Origin of the sequence: Halomonas sp. NCCP-2165, from assembly GCF_023708045.1 — a bacterium.
Lineage (GTDB): Bacteria > Pseudomonadota > Gammaproteobacteria > Pseudomonadales > Halomonadaceae > Bisbaumannia > Bisbaumannia pacifica.
The window spans coordinates 1-7119 of sequence record NZ_BRCY01000053.1 but is presented as its reverse complement, the minus strand read 5'-3'; the positions used below and the strand labels follow the sequence as shown (position 1 = coordinate 7119).

Genomic DNA, 7119 nt, shown 5'->3' with positions numbered 1-7119 from the left:
GCTAAAGCTAGCTCCTACGGGGTGGGGGTTGTCACCGGGGGGTAGGAGCCAGCGTCCACAGATCGCCAGCTAAAGCTAGCTCCTACGGGGTGGGGGTTGTCACCGGGCTAGTAGGAGCCTGTTTCAGCAGATCGCCATCTAAAGCTAGCTCCTACGGGGTGGGGGGTGTCACCGGGGTGGTAGGAGCCTGCTTCAGCAGGCGATCCGGTGTTCCGGCGCCCCGGTTCCCCGAGCGATTGGGCGACGTAGTCGCCCCAGAGAATGGCGCCTTAGGGCGCCGGATAAGTGAAAACCAACCGAAAAGAGAGACACGCCATGACCGTCAGCTATCACCACAGCAATGCCCGCATGAGCCAGATCACCGTGCACAACGGCACCGTCTACCTGGCCGGCCAGGTGCCCAGCGACGCCTCCGCCGAGATGCGCGGCCAGACCGAACAGGTACTGACCCGCATCGACGAGCTGCTGGCCGAGGCCGGTACCTCCAAGCAGCACCTGATCAGCGCCCAGATCTGGGTCACCAGCATGGCCGAGTTCGACGCCATGAACGCCGCCTGGGACGCCTGGGTGGTGCCGGGACGCCCGCCGGTCCGCGCCGCGGTGGAGGCCAAGCTGGCCAAGCCCGAGTGGAAGGTGGAGATCATGGTCACCGCCGCCCTGCCGGAGGCCTGAGATGCGCATCATCAGCGCCGAGGAGGTCGCCCGGGCCCTGGACTGGCAGGCCCTGGTGGCGCGCCTCGGCAAGACCTTCGTCCAGGGGGTGGAGGCGCCGCCGCGCCACCACCACGCCATGCATCGCCCCGACGGCGAGGCCACCATGCTGCTGATGCCGGCCTGGGAGGCCGCCGGCTATATCGGCGTCAAGATGGTCAACGTCTTTCCACAGAACGCCGAGCACGGCCTGCCGGCCATCGCCGGGGTCTACCTGCTCAGCGAGGGCCGGCACGGCCGGCCCCTGGCCTGCCTCGACGGCAGCGAGCTGACCCGTCGGCGCACCGCCGCCGCCTCGGCCCTGGCGGCCCAGGCCCTGGCCCGGGACGATGCCGAGACCCTGCTGGTGGTGGGCACCGGCAAGCTGGCGCCCATGGTCATCGAGGCCCATGCCGCGGTGCGCCCCATCAAGCGGGTGCGGGTCTGGGGGCGCAACCTCGACAAGGCCCGGGCCATCGCCGCCGACTACGCAGGGCGTTTCGACACCGCCGCCGTGGAGGACCTCGAGCATGCCTGCCGGGAGGCGGATATCGTCAGTTGCGTGACGCTCTCCCGGGAGCCGCTGATTCGCGGCGCCTGGCTCGCCCCGGGCAGCCACCTGGACCTGATCGGCGCCTTCCGTCCCAGCATGCGCGAGACCGATGCCGATTGCCTGGCGCGTAGCGAGGTCTACGTGGACACCTACGCCGGGGCCCGGGGCGAGGCGGGGGATATCCTCCAGGCCATCGACGAGGGGGCCTTCGCTTTTGATTCCATTCGCGGCGAGCTGGCCGAACTGCTGCGCGGCGACAAGCCTGGACGCTCCTCGCCGGAGGCGATCACCCTCTTCAAGTCGGTGGGGGCATCGCTGGAGGACCTGGCGGCGGCCATCGAGGTGTGGGAGCGCCAGGAGGGCGGGGCATGAGTCCGGCCGTCGGGACGGGCTTCTTCTGGCACGAGCGCTGCTTCTGGCACGACGCCGGGGCCATCGGGGTCTTCTCGGCCCCGGGGGAATTCCTGCAGCCCCAGCCCGCCTCGGAGAGCCCCGAGAGCAAGCGCCGCCTGAAGAACCTGCTGGAGGTCTCCGGGCTGATCGACGAGCTGGTGGTGCGCAAGGCCCTACCCGCCGATCGCCAGGCCCTGGCGCGCTTCCATACCGCCGCCTACCTGGATGCCCTGGAGGCGGGGGACGCGGCCCGGGGCGGCGACGGCGGCGATTGCGCCCCCTACACCCCCGGCAGCCTGGCCGCGGCGCGCCACTCGGCGGGGCTGGCCATGGCAGCGGTGGAGGCGGTGGCCCGGGGGGAGCTCGCCAATGCCTATGCCCTGTGTCGCCCGCCGGGCCACCATGCCGAGGCGGATCGCGGCCGCGGCTTCTGCCTGCTGGGCAATATCCCCATCGCCGTGCACCAGGCCCGCGCCACGGGGTCCCTGGGGCGGGTGGCGATCCTCGACTGGGACGTACACCACGGCAATGGTCAGCAGTCGGCCTTCTACGCGGACCCCGAGACCCTGACGATCTCGATCCATCAGGCCGCCAACTACCCGCTGGACAGCGGCGCCTTCGAGGAGCGCGGCGAGGGCGCGGGGCAGGGCGCCAACCTTAACCTGCCGCTGCCGCCGGGCTCGGGCCTGGGCGCCTACGATTACGCCATGCGTGAGCTGGTGCTGCCGGCCCTGGAGGCCTTCGCTCCGGCGCTGATCATCGTCGCCTGCGGCTATGACGCCGGCGCCAAGGACCCGCTCGGCAAGATGCTGCTCAACAGCGCCGCCTTCGCGTCCATGACCGCCCGGGTCAAGGCCCTGGCCGAGCGGGTCTGCGGCGGGCGCCTGGTGATGATCCACGAGGGCGGCTACTCGGAAGGCTATGTGCCGCTGTGCGGCCATGCGGTGATCCAGACCCTGGCCGGCAGCCATATCTCGGTACCCGACCCCCAGAACGACGAGATCGCCGCCTGGGGCTATCAGGCCCTGCAACCCCACCAGCGCGACCTGATCGACGGCTGGCGGCGTAGGCTCGAAGGAGAAGCGCGATGACGACCCCGCTTTATGATAGGGACGGTTGGATCTGGCTGGACGGCGACTGGCTGCCCTGGCGGGAGGCCCAGACCCATCTGCTGACCCATAGCCTGCACTACGGCATGGGCTGCTTCGAGGGGGTACGCGCCTACGCCGGCCCCGGCGGCACCCAGCTGTTCCGGGTGGCGGAGCATACCCGGCGGCTGCTGGATAGCGCCCACGCCCTGGATATACCGTTATCTTGCGGCGCCAATGAGCTGATCCAGGCCCAGCGCCAGTGCCTGACCAAAAATGGCCTCAGCAACGCCTACCTCAAGCCCACCGTCTTCCTCGGCGCCGAGGGGCTGGGGCTGCGCGCCAAGGGGCTCTCAAGCCATGTGATGATCGCCGCCTGGGACCTGGGCGACTATATCTCGCCCCAGGCGGCGCGCCTCGGCCTGCGCGCCCTGACCTCTTCCTGGGCCCGCCACCACGTCAATATCAGCCTGTGTCGGGCCAAGACCAACGGCCACTACGTCAACGCCATGCTGGCCCTCAATACCGCGGTCAAGGCGGGCTTCGACGAGGCCATCATGCTCGACCCGGAGGGCTATGTGGCGGAGGCCTCGGCGGCCAATGTCTTCCTGCTCCGCGACGGGGTGCTGCATACCCCGGAGGTCACCTCCTGCCTGCAGGGCATTACCCGCGACAGCGTGATTCGCCTGGCCCGGGAGGTGCTGGGCATGGAGGTGCGTGAACGGCGCATCACCCGCGACGAGCTCTACCTGGCCGACGAGGCCTTCCTGACCGGCACCGCCGCCGAGCTGTTGCCGCTGCGCGAACTCGATGGCCGCCATATCGGCGCCCGGGCCGGGGCCCCGGCGGTGTGCGAGCCCATCGCCGACGACTCGCTGACCGCCCGCCTGCAGGCGCTCTACCGGCGGGTGACCCGGGGCGAGCTCGACCCGGAGCTCGCGGCCTTCCGCGACTGGCTGACCGCCGTTTAAGGCCCGTCGCGGCATCTCTGGCATCATAAGCGCGAATTCAGGGTGTCGGAGGTGGCATGGCGTGGGCGGTGTTGCTGGTACTGCTGTCGGGGAGTTGGGGGGCGCTCGCGCTGGAGTATCGGGCGGGGCGCCCCTGGGCGTTGGCCTGGGGAGGGCTGAGCCTGGCGCTGCTGGGCCTGGCCCTCTGGGGCCGGCCCGGGGCGGCGGCGCTGGCCCAGGGGGGCCTGCATGCGGCGCTGCTCGCCTGGTGGTGGCAACTGCGCCCCAGCCTCGACGGGGACTGGTTGCCGGAGCTCGCCGAGCTGACCCATGGCCGGGTGGAGGGCGAGCGATTGATCCTCGCGGGGGTGCGCGACTTCCGCTGGCAGGACCGCCACCGCGCCGAACCGTGCTGGGAGACTCGCGACTACGACCTGTCGCGGCTCGCCTCGGTGGATCTACTGCTCTCCAACTGGGGGCTGCCGATGATCTCCCATGTGATGGTGTCCTTCGGCTTCGATGATGGCGAGGTGGTGACCTTCTCGGTGGAGATCCGCCGCGAGCGGGGCCAGGCCTTCTCGGAACTGGCCGGCTTCTTCAAGCAGTATGAGCTGAGCATCGTCGCCGGCGACGAGCGCGACCTGGTGGGGGCCCGCGTGCGGCATCGGGACGAGCGGATGCGCCTCTATCGTATCCAGATGTCGCCCAGGGCGCGGCGGGAACTGCTGCTGGCCTACGTGGAGGAGGCCAACGCCCTGCGCGAGCGGCCACGTTTCTATCACACCGTCACCGCCAACTGTTCGACCCTGGTCTATGCCATGATGCGGCGCATCGTCGACGGCCTGCCCCTGGATTATCGATTGCTGCTCACCGGGCGACTGCCGGCCTATATCCATAAGGTCGGCGGCCTGGTGCCGGGCTATTCCCTGGCCGAGCTCCAGGCCCGCGCCGATATCACCGAGGCGGCCCGCACCGCCGGCGAGGCCGGCGACTTCTCCCGGCGCATCCGCCGGGGCGTGCCGGGGTGGGAATAACCAAAAAAAACGCCGCCGACTCCCGTCGGTGGCGTGGTGATCCTGGCCCTCCCTGGGCACCCTCCCGGTGCCGATGTTCCCTGCGGAGCCTCCTGGCCCCTCGCATCCCTGGCGTGGCGTGCGGCAGTGTCCCTTGCCGCCATTTCACTCTAGTCGGCATAGATGACAATGGCATAACGATGTTGTTAACGGTACATGACGGCCAGACTTTGTTTGAAAAGTCGGCGAGCGATGGCCAGACAAGGCAAAAATCGGCGAAAAGACGGAGTTTACGGGCTGTAAATGAGTACTTTGAGCCGATTTTTAACGCCGTATGGCCGAGCGCAGCCAGTTTTCAATGGCCTAGCGCAGGGCTCGCTCCAGGATCCCTAGTCGTCCGGGCGTCAAGGCGTCCTCCACCGCGGTGATGCGCAGGAGATGCCCCAGGGCCGGATGCCCGGGCCGGGCGATCAGCCGACCCGCCTCCAGCAACTGGCGATTGACGCTTTCGGCCAGCTCGGCACTGGCCAGGCGAATGCCGATAAAGTTGGTGGCGCTCGGCAGCACCTCGGCGCCGAGGGCGCGGAAATGCTCGGCGAGGCGCTCGCGGCGGGCCTTGACCGCGGCGATATGGGCGGCTACCTCCTCCGGGTGATCCAGCACCACCTCGGCGGCGGCCTGGCTCAGGGTCGAGACCGCATAGTGGATGCGCACCTTCATCAGCATGGCCAGGGGCTCGGCCTCGGCGATGGCATAGCCGACCCGCAGCCCCGCCAGACCGTGGGCCTTGGAGAGGGTGCGCAGGCGCACCACCCCGGGCAGGGCCTGGTTCAGCTCGGGCGCCTCGGCGTCGTCGCGGAAGTCGTGATAGGCCTCGTCGAGCAGCAGCCAGCACTCCTCGGGCAGGCGGGCGCGCAGGGCGCGGATGGCCTGATCGGCATGGAGGTGGCCGCTGGGGTTGTCCGGGTTGGCCAGGTAGACCAGGCGTGCCTGGGTGTCATGGGCCGCCGCGATCAACGCCTCCAGGTCCGGAGCCAGCACGCCCGGCGCCTCCCGATAGGCGACCTCGTGCAGATCGAGCCCCTGGCCCTGGGCGAAGTAGCCGAAGGTGGGGTAGGTACCGGCGGTGGTCACCACCGTTTCACCGGGGCTCACCAGGCCGCGCAGCGCCAGGGCGATCAGGCTGTCGGCGCCGGCATCCACCAGCAGTTGCTCCAGCGGCACGCCACGCTGTTCGGCGAGGCGTTGGCGGATGCCCAATGCCTCGGCATCGCCGTAGCAGTAGACGTGCTCCACCAGGGCATCGCCGAAGTGCTCGCGCAGCGCCCGATGGGGCATGTCGAGGCCCTCGTTGGAGCCCAGGCGGTGGGGAATCTCCCGACCCAGGCGCCGCTCCAGGACCTTGATGCCGGGGAAGGGGTTGGTCGGGCCGGAACCCGTCAGATGCTTGGGGAAGCGGGACATAGCACAGCCTTGTTGCCGAAAAGCGATGACCCCATGGTGCCACAACCGGGCGGGGATGGGGGCCTGCCGAAGACCGATCGACGGCTGAAGCGAGCCCCCACAATCGGAGGAGGCTGGGGTGGTAGGAGCCTGCTTCAGCAGGCGATTGGCGACGAAGTCGCCCTAGTTTCTCCTAGGGCTCCAGCGACGCCAGCAGCCCGCGCAGCAGGGAGAGCTCCTTGCGATTGGGCTGGGCGCGGGCGAACAGGGCCTGCAGGTGCTGTTCGGTGCGGGCATGGGGCTGGGTGATAAAGCCGCTGACCTGCATCACCCGGGCGAGGTGGGCATGGAAATGCGCCAGTTCCTCGCGGCTCGGCTGGCGCTCCTGGGTGGGACGTTGCGGCGCATAGCCGCTCTCCGGCCGCCGGCGCCAGGCCGTGAAGACCTCGTAGGCCAGCACCTGCACCGCCTGGGAGAGGTTCAAGATGCCGTAGTCCGGATTGGCGGGAATGCTGACCTGATGGCTGCAGCAGCGGATCTCGTCGTTGGTCAGGCCGAAGCGCTCGCGGCCGAAGACCAGCGCCACCGGGTCGTGCTCGGCCTGGGTGACCAGGTCGCGGGCCATGGCGTCCGGCTCGTCGTAGTGGGGCAGCGGCTGGTTGCGCAGCCGGGCGCTGGCGCCCACCACCTGCACACAGTCACTGACCGCCGCCTCCAGGGACTCCACCACCCGGGCGGACTCGACGATATCCTCGGCGCCGGCGGCCAGCCGGCTCGCCTCCGGGTCGGGAAACTGGCGGGGATTGACCAGCACCAGGTCCGTCAGCCCCATGGTCTTCATGGCCCGGGCCGAGGCACCGATATTGCCGGGGTGGTAGGTCTGGACGAGGACGACGCGAAGATTGGCGAGCATGGCAGAACGGCCCTGATGATCAAAAACAGGCGGCAAATTCTAGCACGGTGACGGGGGAAAGGGCGGGCGCCTGAGG

7 protein-coding genes are annotated in these 7119 nt (G+C 69.4%); 5 read left to right on the top strand and 2 right to left on the bottom strand.

Features of this window, described 5'->3' with window-relative positions:
* Window positions 1–315 precede the first annotated feature (315 nt).
* The 5 genes from NFU04_RS16190 to NFU04_RS16170 are packed head-to-tail and all read left to right on the top strand — an operon-like array spanning window position 316 to window position 4708.
* Entirely contained in the window at window positions 316–672 is a 357-nt protein-coding gene (locus NFU04_RS16190; protein ID WP_195861905.1) for a RidA family protein, read from the top strand.
* 1 nt (window position 673) lies between these two features.
* On the top strand, window positions 674–1615 hold the full coding sequence (lhpI, locus tag NFU04_RS16185; RefSeq protein WP_251310439.1) for a bifunctional Delta(1)-pyrroline-2-carboxylate/Delta(1)-piperideine-2-carboxylate reductase: 942 nt from the start codon (window positions 674–676) through the stop codon (window positions 1613–1615).
* Window positions 1612–2727 (top strand): class II histone deacetylase, encoded by a 1116-nt coding sequence (locus tag NFU04_RS16180; RefSeq protein WP_251310438.1) that lies wholly within the window; start codon window positions 1612–1614, stop codon window positions 2725–2727. Before lhpI ends, NFU04_RS16180 begins: the two co-directional genes overlap by 4 nt.
* The gene (locus tag NFU04_RS16175) at window positions 2724–3695 is read left to right on the top strand and encodes a branched-chain amino acid transaminase (protein ID WP_251310437.1); all 972 of its coding nucleotides are present in this window, start codon (window positions 2724–2726) and stop codon (window positions 3693–3695) included. The genes NFU04_RS16180 and NFU04_RS16175 overlap by 4 nt, the downstream gene beginning before the upstream one ends.
* 56 nt (window positions 3696–3751) lie before the next feature.
* The gene (locus NFU04_RS16170; protein WP_251310436.1) at window positions 3752–4708 is read left to right on the top strand and encodes an Lnb N-terminal periplasmic domain-containing protein; all 957 of its coding nucleotides are present in this window, start codon (window positions 3752–3754) and stop codon (window positions 4706–4708) included.
* A gap of 342 nt (window positions 4709–5050) precedes the next feature.
* Here NFU04_RS16170 and NFU04_RS16165 read toward each other — a convergent pair whose 3' ends face one another.
* Together NFU04_RS16165 and NFU04_RS16160 are read right to left on the bottom strand one after the other, a co-directional pair.
* Entirely contained in the window at window positions 5051–6151 is a 1101-nt protein-coding gene (locus tag NFU04_RS16165; protein ID WP_251310435.1) for a pyridoxal phosphate-dependent aminotransferase, read from the bottom strand.
* Window positions 6152–6323: 172 nt separating this feature from the next.
* Window positions 6324–7043: an RNA methyltransferase gene (locus NFU04_RS16160; protein ID WP_251310434.1), complete on the bottom strand. Its 720-nt coding sequence runs from the start codon at window positions 7041–7043 to the stop codon at window positions 6324–6326.
* Window positions 7044–7119: the final 76 nt, after the last annotated feature.

Bases quoted from the DNA above. Each gene is read 5' to 3' on its own strand.
- NFU04_RS16190 (WP_195861905.1), top strand. From the start codon at position 316: ATGACCGTCAGCTATCACCACAGCAATGCCCGCATGAGCCAGATCACC.
- NFU04_RS16165 (WP_251310435.1), bottom strand. From the start codon at position 6,151: ATGTCCCGCTTCCCCAAGCATCTGACGGGTTCCGGCCCGACCAACCCC.
- NFU04_RS16160 (WP_251310434.1), bottom strand. From the start codon at position 7,043: ATGCTCGCCAATCTTCGCGTCGTCCTCGTCCAGACCTACCACCCCGGC.
- NFU04_RS16175 (WP_251310437.1), top strand. From the start codon at position 2,724: ATGACGACCCCGCTTTATGATAGGGACGGTTGGATCTGGCTGGACGGC.
- lhpI (WP_251310439.1), top strand. From the start codon at position 674: ATGCGCATCATCAGCGCCGAGGAGGTCGCCCGGGCCCTGGACTGGCAG.
- NFU04_RS16180 (WP_251310438.1), top strand. From the start codon at position 1,612: ATGAGTCCGGCCGTCGGGACGGGCTTCTTCTGGCACGAGCGCTGCTTC.
- NFU04_RS16170 (WP_251310436.1), top strand. From the start codon at position 3,752: ATGGCGTGGGCGGTGTTGCTGGTACTGCTGTCGGGGAGTTGGGGGGCG.